The 15706-nt window shown below is 28.8% G+C and carries 14 protein-coding genes; 13 read left to right on the top strand and 1 reads right to left on the bottom strand.

Translation table 11 applies throughout. The features are described 5' to 3' along the window. The first annotated feature begins 119 nt into the window (after positions 1 to 119). From rpoN to K0040_RS05015, 6 genes are all read left to right on the top strand, one after another. Positions 120 to 1463, top strand: coding sequence for an RNA polymerase factor sigma-54 (gene rpoN, locus K0040_RS05040; protein WP_228107852.1), 1344 nt, complete (start codon positions 120 to 122; stop codon positions 1461 to 1463). 18 nt (positions 1464 to 1481) lie between these two features. Next, a complete protein-coding gene (locus K0040_RS05035) occupies positions 1482 to 2021 on the top strand; it encodes a chromate transporter (RefSeq protein ID WP_228107851.1) in 540 nt (179 codons plus the stop codon). Then, complete coding sequence (locus K0040_RS05030) at positions 2021 to 2605, top strand: chromate transporter (protein ID WP_228107850.1); 585 nt, start codon at positions 2021 to 2023, stop codon at positions 2603 to 2605. The genes K0040_RS05035 and K0040_RS05030 overlap by 1 nt, the downstream gene beginning before the upstream one ends. Before the next feature lie 127 nt (positions 2606 to 2732). Next, entirely contained in the window at positions 2733 to 3428 is a 696-nt protein-coding gene (gene sfsA / locus K0040_RS05025; RefSeq protein ID WP_228107849.1) for a DNA/RNA nuclease SfsA, read from the top strand. 207 nt (positions 3429 to 3635) lie between these two features. Beyond that, on the top strand, positions 3636 to 4898 hold the full coding sequence (locus K0040_RS05020) for a 30S ribosomal protein S1 (RefSeq protein ID WP_228107848.1): 1263 nt from the start codon (positions 3636 to 3638) through the stop codon (positions 4896 to 4898). An 85-nt stretch (positions 4899 to 4983) separates the two neighbouring features. Further along, positions 4984 to 5697, top strand: a complete 714-nt coding sequence (locus K0040_RS05015) for a phosphatase (RefSeq protein ID WP_228107847.1) — start codon at positions 4984 to 4986, stop codon at positions 5695 to 5697. Positions 5698 to 5760: 63 nt separating this feature from the next. Here K0040_RS05015 and K0040_RS05010 read toward each other — a convergent pair whose 3' ends face one another. Beyond that, complete coding sequence (locus tag K0040_RS05010; RefSeq protein WP_228107846.1) at positions 5761 to 6636, bottom strand: CPBP family intramembrane glutamic endopeptidase; 876 nt, start codon at positions 6634 to 6636, stop codon at positions 5761 to 5763. A 267-nt stretch (positions 6637 to 6903) separates the two neighbouring features. On the opposite strand from K0040_RS05010, the gene ftsH reads away from it, so the two are divergent. The 7 genes from ftsH to K0040_RS04975 all read left to right on the top strand — a co-directional run bounded on the left by ftsH (position 6904) and on the right by K0040_RS04975 (position 15705). Continuing rightward, positions 6904 to 8925 (top strand): ATP-dependent zinc metalloprotease FtsH, encoded by a 2022-nt coding sequence (gene ftsH / locus K0040_RS05005; protein ID WP_228107845.1) that lies wholly within the window; start codon positions 6904 to 6906, stop codon positions 8923 to 8925. 396 nt (positions 8926 to 9321) lie between these two features. After that, a complete protein-coding gene (locus K0040_RS05000; protein WP_228107844.1) occupies positions 9322 to 10470 on the top strand; it encodes an AI-2E family transporter in 1149 nt (382 codons plus the stop codon). Between the two features lie 185 nt (positions 10471 to 10655). Beyond that, positions 10656 to 11726, top strand: coding sequence for a pyridoxal-phosphate-dependent aminotransferase family protein (locus K0040_RS04995; protein ID WP_228107843.1), 1071 nt, complete (start codon positions 10656 to 10658; stop codon positions 11724 to 11726). A gap of 132 nt (positions 11727 to 11858) precedes the next feature. Then, positions 11859 to 12806 (top strand): D-2-hydroxyacid dehydrogenase, encoded by a 948-nt coding sequence (locus K0040_RS04990; RefSeq protein ID WP_228107842.1) that lies wholly within the window; start codon positions 11859 to 11861, stop codon positions 12804 to 12806. A gap of 117 nt (positions 12807 to 12923) precedes the next feature. Beyond that, a complete protein-coding gene (locus K0040_RS04985) occupies positions 12924 to 14165 on the top strand; it encodes a DUF1015 domain-containing protein (protein WP_228107841.1) in 1242 nt (413 codons plus the stop codon). Between the two features lie 338 nt (positions 14166 to 14503). After that, on the top strand, positions 14504 to 14791 hold the full coding sequence (gene citD, locus K0040_RS04980; protein WP_074920075.1) for a citrate lyase acyl carrier protein: 288 nt from the start codon (positions 14504 to 14506) through the stop codon (positions 14789 to 14791). 11 nt (positions 14792 to 14802) lie between these two features. Further along, on the top strand, positions 14803 to 15705 hold the full coding sequence (locus K0040_RS04975) for an aldolase/citrate lyase family protein (protein WP_228107840.1): 903 nt from the start codon (positions 14803 to 14805) through the stop codon (positions 15703 to 15705). Position 15706: the final 1 nt, after the last annotated feature.

The raw sequence follows: 15706 nt of genomic DNA, 5'->3' as shown, positions 1-15706 counted from the left end.
AAGTAATAAAGATTTATTGAAGTGTTTAAATATATTAACTATAATGGATTTAGATATTTAAATTTACAAACAATAGATTTGTAATAATTATTGTAAATATTGAAAAGGGGATAAAAAGTATGAACTTAAATAATAGATTAGATATAATTCAATCACAAAAGCTTGTTATGACAACTCAATTAAAACAATCCCTAGATATTTTAAACATGAGCAATTTAGAGTTAGAGGATGAAATAAAAAGAGAATCAGAAGAAAATCCAGTCTTAGAAATAGAAAATAAGGAAGATATAGATTGGGAGGAATTTGCTAAAAATATTGATAATAAAAGTTACAATATAAAAAATTATGATTTAGATAATGATTTTACCTTAGAAAACTTGGCAAGATATGAAAGTAATCTATATGATTATGTTAAAGAACAGTTATCGCTTTTAAAATTAAGTAACAAAGAAAAAGAAGTTTGTGAGTACATTGTTGATTGCTTAGATAATGATGGATATTTGGGAACTGATGAAAAATTCATACTTGATGAATTAAATATAGATAACAATTATTTTGAGGAGTGTTTAAAAAATATTCAGCAATTAGAACCTAGTGGAATAGGGTCTAGGAGTCTTAGTGAATGCTTGCTAATTCAAATGAAGAACAAAAACATAAACGATGATATTTTAAAATCTATTATAACTGAAGATTTAAATTTAATAGGACAAAATAAAATAAAATTTATTAGCAAAAAGTATGATATAAGCATTGAAGAGTGTGTAGAATATATTGAACAAATTAAAGAATTCGACCCTAAACCAGGAAGATTATGTAGCAATGAAAAAACAGTTTATATTCAACCAGATGTTACTGTAAGAAAAATTGATGGAGAATTTATTGTTTATATGAATGATAATGATAATTTTCACTTATGCATAAATAATTATTATAAAAGCGTACTAACTAGCTCTTCATCTGATGAAAATGCTAAAGAGTTTATAAAAAATAAACTTAATCATGCTCTTAATCTTTTGAAAAACATAGAAACAAGAAAAAGTACCATATTAAAAATAGCAGAAGTAATAGTAAGAGAACAAAAAGAGTTTTTTAATAAGGGAGCTAAATATATTAAACCAATGAGATTGAAAGATATAGCCTTAGATCTTGGATATCATGAGTCTACTATTAGTAGAGGTATTAATAGTAAATATATGTTAACACCCTTTGGCTTATTTGAATTTAAATACTTTTTTAGTACAGCAATCCAAAGCGATGAAGAAGAAGGAACATCAAGTACTAAAATTAAAAATATGATAAAAGAGTTTATAAATAAAGAAGATAAACTAAAGCCTTTAAGTGATGACAAAATATGCAAATTATTAAAAGATAAAGGAATAACAGTGGCCAGAAGAACAGTAGCAAAATATAGAGAAGAAATGAATATATTATCTTCTTCTAAAAGAAAACGATTTGTTAAATAGGCAAATAGGAGGAAATATATGAAGGAATTAATGGATTTATTTATTGCATTTGCAAGAGTTGGTGTATTGACATTTGGAGGTGGATATGCAATGCTTCCAATTTTACAAAGAGAAATTGTAGAAAAAAATGATTGGGCAACTGATGAAGAACTTATGGATTACTATGCAATAGGACAATGTACTCCAGGTGTAATAGCTGTAAATACAGCCACATTTATAGGACAGAAAAATAAAGGCATAGTAGGAGGCGTTGTTGCAACACTAGGTGTTGTAATGCCATCTCTTGTTATAATAACGGCAATTGCAGCCTTTATAAGTAATTTTTCTGACCTAGCAATAGTAAAAAATGCATTTGCAGGAGTCAGAGTATGTGTTTGCGTGCTTATATTTAATGCTGTAGTTAAACTATGGAAAAGCTCAGTAGTTGACAAGGCTACTCTTATTATTTTTGTTGGTGTATTTTTAGGTTCTGTATTTACAGACTTATCACCAATATTATTTGTGGTTATTACTGCTATAGCTGGTATAATAGTAAAAAATATGGAGGTGAAACATTAATGATTTATCTTCAATTATTTTTTGAGTTTTTTAAGACGGGGTTATTTGCAGTAGGAGGTGGAATGGCAACACTTCCTTTTCTTTATGATATGGCAGACAAAACAGGATGGTTCACATCAGGTCAACTTGCAGATATGATAGCAGTTTCAGAATCAACACCAGGGCCAATAGGTGTAAATATGGCTACATATGTAGGATATACAACAGCAGGAATAGGAGGAGGGATAATAGCAACTTTAGGACTTGTAATACCATCCATCATAATTATCATAATAATATCTTATTTTTTAAAATCTTTTAGAGAAAATAAATATATAGATGCAGCATTTTATGGTCTTCGTCCAGCATCTACAGGACTTATTGCAGCTGCAGGTATGACTGTAGTTACGATAACGTTACTTCAAATGGATTTATTTAAAAGTAGTGGGAAAATATTAGATTTATTCAACTGGAAATCTTTGATACTAGCAATAATAATTTATTTGTTATCAAATAATATAAAACAAACTAAAAAACTTCATCCAGTATTCTTTATAGCGGGATCTGCTATAGTAGGAATAATATTTGGATTTGCAGGTGTATAAAAGTAGCATGAGGAGCAATAAAAATTATTGCTCCTCATACTACTTTAAAGATTAAAAATAATTTTAATATTTAAAGAATGGGTATAATATTTTTAAGCATAAGTCAATGAGTAAATAGGAGAATAAAATGAAATATAATAATATGATAAAAGCTAAGTTTATAGAAAGACCTAACAGATTTGTAGCTTATTGCGATATAAATGGGGAAGTTGAAAAAATTCATGTGAAAAATACAGGTAAATGTAAAGAGCTATTAGTACCTGGATATGAAGTATATTTAGAAAAAAGTAATAATCCTGCTAGAGCAACAAAATATTCTCTGATAGCAGTTAAAAAAGGTGATAGACTAATTAATATGGACTCTCAAGTAACTAATAAAATGGTTTATGAAGCTCTAGAAGGTAAATCATTAATATTGCCAGGATTCGATGAAGAAATAACTTTAATAAAACCAGAAAAAACATACGGTAATTCTAGATTTGATGTTTATGTAGAAGGAAATACTAAAAAAGCATTTATAGAAGTTAAGGGATGCACGCTAGAAATAGATGGTGTAGTAAAATTTCCAGATGCAAAGACAGAAAGAGGAGTCAAACACGTTAAAGAGTTAATAAAAGCTAAGGAGGAAGGTTATTTAGCCTACATAATTCTTGTTATTCAAATGGAGGATGTACTTTATTTCACTCCCAATGTAGATATGCACAAAGAATTTGGGGATGCGCTGAAAGAAGCAGATGAAAAAGGAGTTAAAGTTCTAGCTTACGATTCAAAAGTAGAAATTGATAATATAACACTTAATAACCCTGTAAAAGTAATTTTATAAAAAGAAGGTAAAGCTACTAAAATACGTGAAAATTACAACAATATAATTGATAAATTTACTAAATGAAGTTAAGATACTATTGTAAAGCAAAATATTTTGAAAATAATTGAAAAATACTGACAAAATATTGTATAAATCTATAAGTATTTGAAATTTTAATGGTATAATATAAAAAAGTAAGATTATTAGGTGAAAGGATGTAGAATAATGACTAAAGAATTATCTATGCAAGAACTGCTAGACCAACAAGAACAACTACTTAGTTCAATAAAAGTTGGAGAAACTATAGCAGGAACTATAACTAAAATAAATAATGATGAAGTAACTGTAGGACTTAATATAGGTTTTGACGGAGTAATCCCAGTAAGTGAATTAAACTTACAAAAAAATCAAGAAATATCTGATGTATATAAAGTTGGAGATGAAATATCTGCTATTATAACTAAAGTATCAGAAAAAGACTGCACATTAAAACTATCTAAATTAAGATTAGATATGGTAGCTGATAAAAAAGAATTGGAAAATGCACATGCGGAACATAAAATATTAACTACAAATGTAGTGAAAACTATACAAAGAGGGGTATTTGCTGCATACAAATCAGTTGAAATATTCATACCAATATCTCAATTAAATACTAAGTTTGTAAGTGATACAAAAGAATATAAAGATGCTAATTTAGAAGTTTATATAATAGAATTCAACGAAAAAGCTAATAAAATAGTAGGTTCACATAGAGAAGTATTACAAGAACGTTTAGATCAAGAAAGAAAAGTTAGAAAAGAAAGAATTCAAGCTGAAAGAGAAGAACAAAGACAAAAAGCGAGAGAAGAAAGAGCTGCAGAAAAAGCTAGAGTTAAAGCAGAGAAAGATGCTTTAGTTGATTCTTTAGAAGTTGGACAAAAAAGACACGGGAAAGTAACTAATATAGTAAGTTACGGAGCTTTCATCGATTTAGGTGGAGTTGAAGGTTTAGCTCATATAAACAACTTATCTTGGAAGAGAGTAGAATCTGTAGAAGACGTGCTACAAGTTGGACAAGAAGTTGATGTTTATATATTAGATGCAAACAAAGAAACAGGAAGAATTGGCTTAGCATTAAAAGACATAAACAATGATCCATGGGATTTAATAGCTAAAGAAGTAAATGTTGACGATATAATAACTGGAAAAGTTGTTAGAATAATAGACAGAGGTGCTTTTGTTGAAATAAAAGAAGGCGTAGAAGCATACTTGCCAATATCTCACTTAAAAGAAGAAAGAGTTGCAAATGTAAGTAGTGTTGTAAATCCTGGAGATGAAGTAACAGTTAGAGTATTAACTTTCGATCCATCTCACAAGAGAATGTCTGTATCTATAAAAGACGTTAATAAAGAGCCAGAAGAAGATTACAGTGAATTCTTAAACAAAGAAGAAGGCTTAGGATCAACTATAGGTGATTTATTAAAAGGAAAGCTAGATAATCAATAATAATAATAAACACACTTAAGCCATATTGCAAAAGCTATATGGCTTTTAACATATGATAAATTTTGCAATGAAGGAGAAGACGGAAATGAAGGGTATAATTGATTTACACACTCATGCTATATCTAGTGGGCATGCATATAGCACAGTGAAAGAAAACATAGAATATGCCAAAATAAACGGTTTAAAATACTATGGTTTATCTGATCATGGCATAAATATGCCAGGTGGGCCTCATCTATTTTACTTTCAAAATTTAAAAGTATTACCGAGAGAAATAGACGGTGTTAGAATTCTTAAAGGAATGGAAGCTAACGTTATAGATTATGATGGAAAAATTGATGTTGAAATTGATAAGTATATAAAAGGTTTAGACTATATAATAGCAAGCCTTCACACAGTATGTTTGGAGCCTGGAACAAAAGAAGAAAATACTAGAGCAACATTAAATGCTATGGACCATGAGTTAGTAAAGATTATAGGTCATCCAGATGATGGAAGATATTTATTAGATTATGAAGCTATTGTTAAAAAAGCAAAGGAAAAGAATATATTATTAGAGGTAAATAATTCATCACTAAATTCAGAGTCATTTAGACCAAATGCTCGTGAAAATTATATAGAGCTACTTAATTTATGTAAAGAACATCAGGTAAAGATTATTTTAGGAAGCGATGCTCATATTTGCTATCAAGTTGGTATTTTTGATAATGCAGAAAAGTTACTTGATGAGGTTGATTTTCCAAAAGAATTAGTTATCAATTATCATGAAGATGAGATATTAAAATTTTTTAAATTATAAAATTAAAATATAAATTTTAACTAAAGCCATACTATGAATTAGCATGGCTTTTATTTTGCAATTTTAATTTTTACTTTCTACTATAAATCCTGTATTAATTTTAGGAGCAAATCCTCCACGGAGATGTTTTTTATTTTTAAGTATAAACTTAATAAAGAAGAACATTCCTACAACAAATAATACTGAGCCAAATAATAAAGAAACCATGGCATCTGTATTAGTTAATGGAGTAGTATTAGTGGCTGAATGAATATTTAGTTGAGGTAAAAATGCAACTAAATTATTAAAAAAATGAACAGTCATTGGAATTAGTATATTTTTATATTTTATGTATAAAATACAACAAGCAATCCCGAAAACAAAAGCACCAATTACAGCTAATTCAATATGTAAAAGTCCAAATACCAAAGAAGAGATAGCCATTCCTATGTAAATATTAAACTTTCTGCTAATTCTTTTAAAAATAATAGCTCTAAAAAATAATTCTTCCATAATAGGAGCACCAACAACAGTAATTAGCATGGATATAGATAAACCAGTATAAGTAGAAACTTCTGATACAGATGACTCAGACAGAAGTTCATTTAACATATTTGGAAAAGTAAAATAAACGATGCCAATTGATAATAAACTAATACCCATAGAAAGACATAGTTGAGTAGCAATAACGCTACCTAGTTCTCTTATATTTACTTTTTTAAAATAATCTTTAATCATTAATTGTAACTTATTTTTATTAACTCTAAATTTGTACAAAAGTACAAGTATAAATAAACTTGTAGATATTAAAGATAATAAATTATCATTGTCTATTAAATTAATATCATTAGTAAAGTAAATAATAAAAGCTCCTAAAATTACAATGATCATAGTGAGAACATACCAAAATAGGGCTGGTATAATCTTAACTTCGTTAAATTCTTTTGTAAAATCTAACATATTGTTCCTCCTAATATTTATATAATAATAATTCACAATAAATTCATACTAACACTATATAATTATTTATTATAAAAAATGTGAAAAATACACAAAATCAATATAAACATAAAAATATAGTATCAGAAACATTGACAAAATACCTTATTAATTTTACTATCTTATATAAGTCATTTTATAGCTTTATAACATTATATTTAATGTTTAAGACATATATGATGGGTATATATAGTAATAAATACAGAATAATTATCTAGGAGATATCTTATGAAAGAGAAAAAACCTCAAAAAAAATCATGGTTATATTATTATGGGATAATACTTCTTTTACTCGTAGCACTTAATTCTTTTATATTTCCATCGCTATATAATATGAGCGGGCAAGTGAAAGAAGTAGACTACGGAACATTCCTTACAATGGTGGATGAAGGAAAAGTAAACCAAGTAGATATCGAAGGTTCAAAACAAATAACTTTCAAAACAAAAGCAGATAAAGATAAAGTTTATATAACTGGGCAAGTAAATGACTCTGATTTAGTTGAACGTTTATATAAAGCAGATGTTAAATTTGGTAAAAGCATACCAAAAGAAGACTCACCAATTGTAGAGTTTATTCTTTATTGGGTGTTACCAACAATTTTAATGATTGCTTTATTAAACTTTATGATGAGAAAAATGACAGGTAGAATGGGTGGAAAAGGCGGTCCTATGCAGTTTGGTAAGAGTAATGCCAAAATATATGTAGAAGCACAAACTGGTAAAACTTTTGCAGATGTGGCAGGGCAAGATGAAGCAAAAGAGTCATTAACTGAAATAGTTGACTTCCTACACAATCCTAAAAAGTACGAAAAAATAGGTGCATCTATGCCAAAAGGAGCCTTACTTGTTGGACCTCCAGGTACAGGTAAAACTTTACTTGCTAAGGCAGTTGCAGGGGAAGCAAAAGTACCATTCTTCTCAATCTCAGGATCTGAGTTTGTGGAAATGTTTGTTGGTATGGGCGCTGCAAAAGTTAGAGATTTATTTAAGCAAGCTCAAGAAAAAGCTCCATGTATCGTATTTATAGACGAAATCGATACTATAGGTAAAAAACGTGATGGTGGCGGAATGGGTGGTAATGACGAGAGAGAGCAAACTCTTAACCAATTACTTACTGAAATGGATGGATTTGATGGCAAAAAAGGTGTTGTAATACTTGCAGCAACTAATAGACCAGAATCTCTTGACAAAGCCCTACTTAGACCAGGTCGTTTTGACAGAAGAGTACCAGTAGAACTTCCAGATTTAAAAGGTCGTGAAGACATACTAAAAGTTCATGCAAAAAATGTTAAAATGGATGAAGATGTTGACTTTAATGGAATAGCAAGAGCAACTGCTGGAGCTAGTGGTGCAGAACTTGCAAATATAGTTAATGAAGCAGCACTTAGAGCTGTTAGACTTGGAAGACACAAAGCAACTCAAGCAGATTTAGAAGAATCAGTAGAAGTAATAATAGCAGGATACCAAAGAAAAGCAGCTGTAATCTCTCCAAGAGAAAAGAAAATAGTAGCTTATCATGAAATAGGTCATGCATTAGTTGCAGCTAAACAAACAGAATCTGCACCAGTGCACAAGATTACGATTATACCTCGTACATCTGGGGCTCTAGGATACACTATGCAGGTTGAAGAAGGCGAAAGAGTACTTATGTCTAAGGAAGAAGCTTTCAACAAAATAGCGACCTTTACAGGCGGTCGTGCTGCAGAAGAAATAATATTTAATTCTTTCACAACAGGTGCGTCTAATGATATAGAACAAGCCACAAGAATAGCAAGAGCTATGGTCACTCGTTACGGTATGAGTGAAGAGTTTGATATGATGGCTCTTGAAACAATAAACAATCAATATTTAGGTGGAGATGCATCTCTTATGTGTTCACCAGAAGCATCTGCTAAGATTGATAAAGAAGTATTAAGTATAATAAAATCAGCTCATGATAAAGCTAGAAAAATATTAGAAGAAAATATTGATAAACTACATGAGCTATCAGACTTCTTATTAGAAAAAGAAACTATAACAGGTGAAGAGTTTATGGAGATCTTAAACGGAAAATCTGTGGCAGAAGTAAAGGAAGAACATGATGCTAAAGAAGCAGCTAAAAAAGAAGTAGAAAGAGTTGAGCTTGAAGCAATTAAAGAGCAGGAAAAAAGAGCACAAGAACAACAAAAACGTATTGAAAAAGAAATTGAAAGGGTAGATGGAAATACTGAAGTAGATGATTCTAATTCTACTGAGGATGAAGAAAAGTAAATTTAATATTAGTAAGTATTTTTAGCACCAATTTAAAAGTTGGTGCTTTTTTATGTGCAAATACTTTTGATAAAAAGGGGGGAACAAAAATGTTACTACCTTTAGTTTTATACAGTATTACAATATGTATCAAGTTATAAAAACTCATTACGTAATCGCATATATACACATGGCGTATTTATTTATCGGTATAGAATATAGAAGCCGATTAAAATACTTTACCTAAAAAGTTGTTATGAGTGTTATTTAAGTATTTATATAAAAACAGATAAAGTTATACAAAATATGGTTATTTTTCTTAGATAGAGGTACAATCTATTTATAGGAAACAATACGTAATTAAAATTGAAATATATAAATAATAAGTATAATATATATTTTTTGGAGGACATAAGAATGAATAAACTAAAAGATTTAAAATTAAAAAATCAACTTATAATATCTACATATATAATGATTTTTCTCTTATTTATACTAAAACCAACACTAATACCAAATTTATTTAGTAAACTAACAATAGCATTTAAGCCATTTATAATAGGTGGAGTAATTGCTTTTTTAATAAATTTACCAATGAAACTTATTGAAGATAAAATTGTTAAGCCTTTATGCAAAAATAATAGAAAGTTATCAAAGTTTTCAAGAGCTATATCTCTAGTATCTACACTTGTAATAGTAGTGGTTTTAATGTGGGTATTTATTAGTTACATAGTACCTCATTTAGCTGATAGTTTAAGAGTTTTGACTAATGGCATACCTAGTTATATAAGTAGTTTACAAAGTGAAATAATGAGTAGAGTAAATGATTTAGAAATGTTAAAAAATACATCTTTTGATATACAATCTATGATACAAAAATTCTTAACTTTTGTTCAGAATTTTATTAATATGTTTATTTCTAATATTTTTAATTTCACTATAGGAATAACAAATTTCTTTATGAATTTATTTTTGGGAATAATAATATCCATATACATATTGATTAGTAAAGAAAAGTTAATTTTACAATTTAAAAAGCTTATATATGCATTTTTAAATGAAAAAAAATGTGAAAGAATAATGTACATATTAAAGTTAACAAATAATAAATTTTCTAAATTTATATTAGGTCAATCAATGGATGGATTAATACTAGGAACAGCATTTTTCATAGTGTTTTCCTTAGTTAAAATACCTTTTGCCCTATTAATAAGCATAATGATACCTATTTTAAATTTCATTCCTATATTTGGGACTTATGTAGGTATTGCTATATCTGCATTTATAATTTTAATGGTAAAACCAACATCAGTTTTATTGTTTTTAGTTTTAGTATTTACAATTCAACAATTAGATGGAAAATTTGTTTATCCTTTTGTAGTCGGAAATTCTTTAGGTCTTTCTCCTTTATGGATATTGTTAGCTATTGTTGTAGGTGGAAACTTATTTGGTGTAGTGGGTATGATACTTGGAATGCCTCTTACTAGCGTAGTTTATGAGTTATCATCAAAGGCAATAAATGAAAGAATTAGGAAGAAAAATATTCTATTTAATAAGATTGAATAAAAAAAAAATTATGTACAAAATGATTTTTTTTATTGACAAATATTATCAAAATGCATAGTATAAATATTAATTAAAATAATCATAAAATTAAAAAAAGAAAATATAATAATTTATAATGTTATTTTTGAAAATATGGTTATAATAATAATTAATTTATTTTAATAATTAAGAAAGGAGGCAAAATTATGAGTAAAAAGCTATTCATACCAGGACCAATAGATGTAAATGAAGATGTTTTAGCACAAATGGCAAACCAAGTTATAAGCCATAGAGGAAGTGAAGCATCAGCGTTACAAGAGGCTATAACACAAAATATTCAAGATTTATTCTATACAAAAAATAATATATTATTATCAACATCCTCCGGCAGCGGCCTAATGGAAGGCTCCATTCGCTCCTGTACATTAAAGAGAGCAGCAGTACTATCCTGTGGTTCATTTGGTGACAGATGGTATAAAGTGGGCGTATTAAATGGTGTTCCAGCGGATTTATTTAAAGTCGAATTAGGAAAAGCTATTGAGCCAGAAATGGTTGATAAGGTATTATCTACGAATAAATATGACACGGTCATGGTAACTCATAATGAGACCTCAAGTGGAATTGCTAATCCAATCAAAGAAATTGGAGAGGTAGTTAAAAAATACGATGATATTGTTTATTGTGTAGATGCTGTTAGTTCAGCAGGTGGTATGAAAATTGAAGTAGATGAATCTAACATAGATATTTGTTTAACTTCAGTTCAAAAAGCTTTGGGCTTGCCACCAGGAATGTCTCTTTGCACCTTCTCAGAAAAGGCAAAGAAGAGAGCAGAAAAAGTACCTAATCGGGGTTATTATTTTGATTTACTCGCCATCTATGAGTACATCCAAAATAAAAATTATCAATACCCTTCAACACCTTCCCTTTCACATATGTTCGCTTTAAATTTCCAACTGAAAAAAATCTTAAATGAAGGCCTAGATAATAGATTTAAACGTCATGAAGATATGGCAAATCTAGTTAGAGACTGGGCTCAGGAACACTTCCAAATTTTTACCGATGTAAATTATTTGTCTAATACCCTTACCGTTATCAAGAATACACAAGGAATCAGTGTATCAAATCTCAATAAAAAATTACAGGAAAGAGGCTTTTTAATAGCCAATGGATATGGAGACCTTAAGGAGAAAACATTTAGAATTTCTCACATGGGCGATTATACAGTAAAAGATGTAAATGAATTATTAACTAATATTAATGAAATTTTAGGATTTTAATATTAGAAAATTTAATTTGTGTTATTTGTTGTACAAAGTTATAATTTAAGAATTTTAGTTTGAATATTAAGAAAGTTCTTGATATTTATATGAGATAAAAATTACAAGGGTAAAATACTGGAGGTAAACACTATGTGTAAGATATTAGTAACAGATGGAATGAGCAGAAATGCTGTTAATAACTTGAGAAAGTTTAATGTAGATGTTGAACATAAATTTTACGATGGGATGGAACTTGGGGAAAAATTAAAAGATAAAGATATACTAGTTATTCGTTCAAAAAATGTAATAACAAAAGAAATTATAGATAAAGCATGTGAAGGAAACACTTTAAAATTAATAATTAGAAGTGGTGTTGGACTTGATAATATAGATGTTGAATATGCAAATAAAAAGGGTATCAAAGTTTTCAATACTCCTAATGCTAGCACAAGATCTGTTGCAGAGCTTACAATAGGTCAAATAATAACTTTATCAAGATTTATAAATATTTCAAATATAACTATGAGAGATGGCCAATGGAACAAGACAAAATATGTTGGTACAGAGATATTTGGAAAAACCCTTGGGATTATAGGTCTTGGGAGAATAGGAAAAACTGTTGCTAAAATGGCTTATGATTTAGGGATGAATATAATTTATTACGATATACTTGGAGAGATGAAATCTTGTAAAGATTATACTTTCTGCAATTTTGAAGAAGTATTAAAAAATGCAGACTTTTTAACTATTCATATTCCTTTGGAAATAAACCAGGGATATTTAATAAGTACAAAAGAGTTCAATATGATGAAAGACAGGGTTTACTTTATAAATCATGCTAGAGGTGGACTAGTTTGTGAAAATGCTTTAATTGAAGCATTAGACAATGGAAAAGTTGAAGCTGCGGCTTTAGATGTTTATGAAAAAGAGCCAAAGGTTAACTTAGAATTAGTTAATCATCCAATGGTTTCTCCAACGCCACACCTTGGAGCTTCAACAGTAGAAGCGCAAGAAAGAATAGGCAAGGAAATAGTAAAAATAATATATAACTTTTTAGTAGAAGAAGAAATAATTGATGATATGAAAATAGCACTTTAAGAATAAATATAAATTAACAAATAAAATTTAGCAAAGTGAATTTTGAGCAACGGAAATATCTGAAGTAATTCGGCCACACCGTGGCTCAAGCCAAGCTAATTTGGGGGAGGAATAAAAATGGCAAATATAAAACCTTTTAAAGCAGTAAGACCTGCAAATGAATATGTAAATATGGTGGCAGAACTACCTTATGACGTGATGAATAGAGAAGAAGCAAAGAAAAGAGCAAAGGATAATAAGTATTCTTATTTACACATAGATAGAGCAGAAATAGACTTAGATGATAACGTAAATGAGAACGATGAACAAGTATATATAAAAGCTAAAGAAAATTTAGATGCTTTTATGAAAAAAAATGTATTTGTAAGAGATAATCAAGAAGCAATTTACATTTATAGAGAGATAGTAAATAATAGAGCACAAACGGGTATAGTGGCTTGTGTGTCAATTGATGACAATATAAATGGAATAGTAAAGAAGCATGAATATACCAAGCCAGATAAAGAATTAGATAGAACTAATCATATAAAATATTGTAATGCAAATACAGGAACTGTACTTTTAACTTATAAAAACCAAGAAGAAATAGAAAAAATAATAGATTATTATGTTTATTTTATGACACCAATATATGACTTTAAAACAGATGATGAAGTTATTCATACTATCTGGAAAGTAGAAAAAGAAAGAGATATCAATGACCTAGTAAATGAATTTGCTAAGGTAGAAAATCTTTATATAGCTGATGGTCATCATAGATGTGCAGCAGCAGAAAATATAGCTTTGGAAGAAAGAAGAAAAAATCCAAATTATACAGGAGAAGAAGAATTTAATTATTATACAGCAATGATAGCTCCACACACTGATTTAAAAGTAATGGATTATAATAGGGTAATAAAGGATTTAAATGGTTTTACTGAAGATGAATTCTTAAATAAAATAAAAGAAAAATTTATTGTTAAAAAAGCTCAAAAAAACTATAAGCCAACATGTAAAGGACAAGTTGGAATGTATTTAAATAATAAATGGTATGAAATAGAATTTGGTAAAGAATATCTACAAGACAGAGATGTAGTTAAAACCTTAGATATTTTTATTTTACAAAATCAGATATTAGATGAAATTTTAGGCATTAAAAATCCTAGAACTGATGAAAGAATAGATTTTATAGGTGGAATAAGAGGGCCAAAAGAGATAGAAAGAAGAGTAGATGAGGATATGAAAGTTGGATTTCTAATGTATCCAACTAATATAGAAGAATTAATTTCAGTGGCAGATGAGAATAAAATTATGCCAGCTAAATCTACTTGGTTTGAACCAAAGGTGAGATGCGGTCTTTTCTTACATGAATTAAACTAATATGAAATTTAATAAAATATATAAAAAACCAGATGCTTATGGATATGCATCTGGTTTTTTATATGTTTTATTTTATTAGTTTTTATTTATGTAAAAGTTTACAATTTGGATTAGTAATAAATAGTTGAATAGAGTAAAAAATCAATAAAATAGATATGAAAAATATAGAAGAACATCAAAAGAACACCTGGATCAAACGTTGAAAAATAAATGCTTTCACCATGTTTTGTATATTTGTGACTGTTGAATTTTATTGAATATAAAAAAATAAGAATATATAATGATTATTGAATTGGACAGATAATACATTTCCAAAATAAAACGGAGGAGCATAGTATATGAAATTATTAGAAATAGCAAATGCTGGCACATTAGAATCAAGTGATATACAAGTTATAATAGAACCAAATGAAAATAACGGCATAGTGATAGAACTTGAAAGTGTAGTTAAAAATCAATTTGGTGATCAAATAATAGATGTAATGATGAAAACGTTACAAGAATTAGATGTAAAAGATGCAAAAATATTTGCAAATGATAAGGGTGCAATAGATGCAGTAATTAAAAGTAGAGTTCAAACTGCAGTATATCGTTCTGCAAAATGTAATGATTACAAATGGATGTAGGGGGAAAGAAAATGAAACTAAGACGTTCGATGTTATTTGTGCCTGGTAATAATCCTGGTGTAATAAGAGATGTTCACATATATAAACCAGACTCAGTTATGTTTGACTTAGAGGATGCTATAGCAATAACTGAAAAAGATTCTGCAAGATTTTTATTACATAACATGTTAAAAAATTTCGGAAGTTATTATAAAGAGTTAGGAATAGAAACTGTAGTTCGTATAAACGGACTTGCAACAGAGTTTTGGCAACAAGATTTAGAAGCTGTAGTAAGTGCAGGGGTTGAGGTTATAAGAATACCTATGACAGAATCTGTAGAAGATGTTATGGCTATAGATGCAAAAATAGAAAAAATAGAAAAAGAATGCGGCATGGAAGTTGGTAGCACTAAAATAATGGTTGCTATAGAAACAGCTTTAGGTGTTATGAATTGTTTCAGTATAGCTAAATCACCTACTAAGAGATTAATAGGTATGGCCCTAAGTGGAGAAGATTTTGTAACTAGTATGAAAACTACAAGAACTCCTGAAGGAGATGAATTATATGTTGCTAGAGGAATGATAGCTATGGCAGGTAGAGCTTGTGGCCTTGAAGTACTAGATACAGTTTATGCTGATGTAAACAACGATGAAGGATTCCTAAAAGAAGCTAACTTAATAAAAAGAATGGGATTCGGTGGGAAATCGCTTATACATCCAAGACAAGTTGAGCTTATACACCAGGTATTTACTCCAAGTGAAAAAGAAATAGCAAAAGCTAAAAAAATCGTGGATGCAACTGCTGAAGCTTTAAAACAAAATTTAGGTGTATTCACTGTAGATGGAAAAATGGTGGACAAACCAATAATAGAAAGAGCTCAAAGAGTATTACAGTTAGCTGAGGCTGCTGGTGTTATAGTTGGAGGTGAAAATTAAT

Source organism: Terrisporobacter petrolearius (assembly GCF_020748185.1).
Classification (GTDB): Bacteria; Bacillota; Clostridia; order Peptostreptococcales; family Peptostreptococcaceae; genus Terrisporobacter; species Terrisporobacter petrolearius.
Note: the sequence above shows the minus strand (reverse complement) of the source record. Positions and strands in the feature narration are given on the sequence as shown.

Coding starts and splice junctions, on each gene's coding strand:
- rpoN (WP_228107852.1), top strand. CDS start 120: ATGAACTTAAATAATAGATTAGATATAATTCAATCACAAAAGCTTGTT.
- K0040_RS05035 (WP_228107851.1), top strand. CDS start 1,482: ATGAAGGAATTAATGGATTTATTTATTGCATTTGCAAGAGTTGGTGTA.
- K0040_RS05030 (WP_228107850.1), top strand. CDS start 2,021: ATGATTTATCTTCAATTATTTTTTGAGTTTTTTAAGACGGGGTTATTT.
- sfsA (WP_228107849.1), top strand. CDS start 2,733: ATGAAATATAATAATATGATAAAAGCTAAGTTTATAGAAAGACCTAAC.
- K0040_RS05020 (WP_228107848.1), top strand. CDS start 3,636: ATGACTAAAGAATTATCTATGCAAGAACTGCTAGACCAACAAGAACAA.
- K0040_RS05015 (WP_228107847.1), top strand. CDS start 4,984: ATGAAGGGTATAATTGATTTACACACTCATGCTATATCTAGTGGGCAT.
- K0040_RS05010 (WP_228107846.1), bottom strand. CDS start 6,636: ATGTTAGATTTTACAAAAGAATTTAACGAAGTTAAGATTATACCAGCC.
- ftsH (WP_228107845.1), top strand. CDS start 6,904: ATGAAAGAGAAAAAACCTCAAAAAAAATCATGGTTATATTATTATGGG.
- K0040_RS05000 (WP_228107844.1), top strand. CDS start 9,322: ATGAATAAACTAAAAGATTTAAAATTAAAAAATCAACTTATAATATCT.
- K0040_RS04995 (WP_228107843.1), top strand. CDS start 10,656: ATGAGTAAAAAGCTATTCATACCAGGACCAATAGATGTAAATGAAGAT.
- K0040_RS04990 (WP_228107842.1), top strand. CDS start 11,859: ATGTGTAAGATATTAGTAACAGATGGAATGAGCAGAAATGCTGTTAAT.
- K0040_RS04985 (WP_228107841.1), top strand. CDS start 12,924: ATGGCAAATATAAAACCTTTTAAAGCAGTAAGACCTGCAAATGAATAT.
- citD (WP_074920075.1), top strand. CDS start 14,504: ATGAAATTATTAGAAATAGCAAATGCTGGCACATTAGAATCAAGTGAT.
- K0040_RS04975 (WP_228107840.1), top strand. CDS start 14,803: ATGAAACTAAGACGTTCGATGTTATTTGTGCCTGGTAATAATCCTGGT.